Origin of the sequence: Undibacterium pigrum (genome assembly GCF_003201815.1) — a bacterium.
GTDB classification, from domain to species: domain Bacteria; phylum Pseudomonadota; class Gammaproteobacteria; order Burkholderiales; family Burkholderiaceae_D; genus Undibacterium; species Undibacterium pigrum.
The window spans coordinates 1-2293 of record NZ_QJKB01000013.1 but is presented as its reverse complement, the minus strand read 5'-3'; the positions used below and the strand labels follow the sequence as shown (position 1 = coordinate 2293).

Here is a 2293-nt window from a genome sequence, read left to right as displayed (position 1 = left end):
GTTTCCAATGCTGCCCCCAGTATCCTGAGTTCCACCTACGATGCAGCAACTGGCGTTTTATCAGTCTCCGCTGTCAACATCGTCGGTGGCGACACCATTGATGTCAGTAAATTGTCCATCACCGGCCAGGGCGGTTCCTACACCCTGACCACGGCCAACGTCACTGCCAGCAGTTCAACTGCCTTTGCTGTAACCCTGAACGCCGCCGACAAACTGGCCATCAACGGCATCCTGAACAACAATGGCACGGCTGCGGTCGATACCACGACCTTCAACCTCGCTGCTGCTGCCTCCTGGGATGCCACCACCACATCCAGTGCCGACCTGACCGGCAATGCCGTGACCGTATCGAATGTCACCGCACCAACGATCACCTCAGCGACCTATGACGGTACTACTCACGTCTTCACCGTCACCGGCACCAACCTCGTTAAAACCATCGGTGCGACGAATGACGTCACCATTTCCAAGCTCACCATTACTGGTGAAGGCGGTGCGACCTACACCCTGTCCACCACCGGCAATGTTGAAATCACCTCCGCTACCAGCTTTACCTTCACCCTCGCGGGTGCTGATATCGGTGGTGTCGATGCCCTGCTCAACAAGAACGGCACCTCGTCTGCCAGCAGTGCCACCACCTACAACCTCGCTGTTGCCGATGACTGGAACAGCGTTATCACCGGTGGCAACATCCAGGATTTGACTGGCAATGGCATCACCGTTTCCAATGCAGCCCCCAGCATCATCAGCTCCACCTACGATGCAGCAACTGGCGTTTTATCGGTCACTGCCGTCAACATCGTTGGTGGCGACACCATTGACGTATCGAAGTTATCCTTGGTCGGTCAGGCTGGTGGTTCTTATACCTTAACCACCGCCAATGTCACCGCCAGCAGCAGTACCGCCTTTGCAGTTACCCTGAACGCTGCCGACAAACTCGCCGTCAATGGCTTACTGAACAAGACCGGCACCACCGCCGTAGATGCCACCACCTTCAACCTGGCCGCTGCTGCTTCCTGGGACGCCACCACCACATCGAGTGCTGACCTGACCGGCAATGCCGTCACCGTCTCGAACGTGGCCGCCCCAATGATTACGTCTGCGACCTATGACGTCACCACCCACATCCTGACCGTCACAGGCACAGGCCTCGTCAGCACCCTCGGTGCCACCAATGACATTACCGTTACTGCCCTCACCATCAAAGGCGAAGGCGCAGCTACCCGTACCTTGTCGACGACCGGCAATGTCGAAGTCACCTCCGCCACCAGCTTTGCCGTGACCCTCGCCGGTGCCGACCAGGCCGCTGTCGAAGCCCTGTTCAACAAGAACGGCACAACATCCACAGGTGGTACCACTTACAACCTGGCCGCAGCCGATGACTGGGACAGCGTCATTACCGGTGGCAACATCGCCGTCACCACTGCACCGATCACCGTCTCCAATGTCGCCGTCCCGACCGTGACCTCGGCTATCTACAACGCCAACACCGGTGTGCTGACCGTCACCGGTACTGGCCTCACTGGCCTGACAGGGGCAAACAACGATATCGTCGCCAATAAATTCAGCCTGCAAGGCGAAGGCGGTGCCAGCTATACCCTCACCACCACCAGCAATGTCGAGATCACCTCCGCCACCTCGTTCACCCTGACCCTCAGTGCCGCAGACCGCCTGGGTGCCAATCTCATCATGAACAAGAATGGCACCAGCTCCACCAGTGTCAATACCTATAACCTGATCGCCGCCGAAGACTGGAATGCCGGGGCCGATGCAGCGGTTGTGATTGCCGACCTGACCGGTAATGGCATTACCGTCACCAATGTGGTGGCACCAACGGTGACTTCCGCCACCTACAACGTCGCCACCGGTGTACTGGTGGTCACAGGCAACAATTTCCTGTCCTTGACAGGTGCGGCCAATGACATTACTGCCAACCGTATCCGTTTCCTGGGGCAGGGTGCCTTCAACTACACCCTGACCGATACCGCCAACGTCGATATCAGCTCCAACACCAGCTTCACCATGACCATGAGTGCCAACGACAAGGCGCAACTGGCACTGAGGCTCAACAAGGATGGCAACTCGTCCACCGACAGCACCACCTATAACATCGGCATGCTGGAAGACTGGAATACCGGTGCGGCCACCGCAGTGGTGATTGCTGACCTGTTTGGCAACTTCATCACCGTTTCTGGCAACAATGTCGCTCCCGTCATCGGTGGTGTCGTCGCCGGCCAGACAGTCACCGAAACCACCACAATTACTCCCTTTGCTGGCGTTACCATCACTGACC

The 2293-nt window shown here is 57.7% G+C and carries 1 protein-coding gene; it reads left to right on the top strand.

Annotation, left to right across the window (positions count from 1 at the left end):
* Positions 1 to 2293, top strand: a 2293-nt coding sequence (locus DFR42_RS29350; protein WP_211324414.1) for a beta strand repeat-containing protein, incomplete at both ends; no start/stop codon positions are given.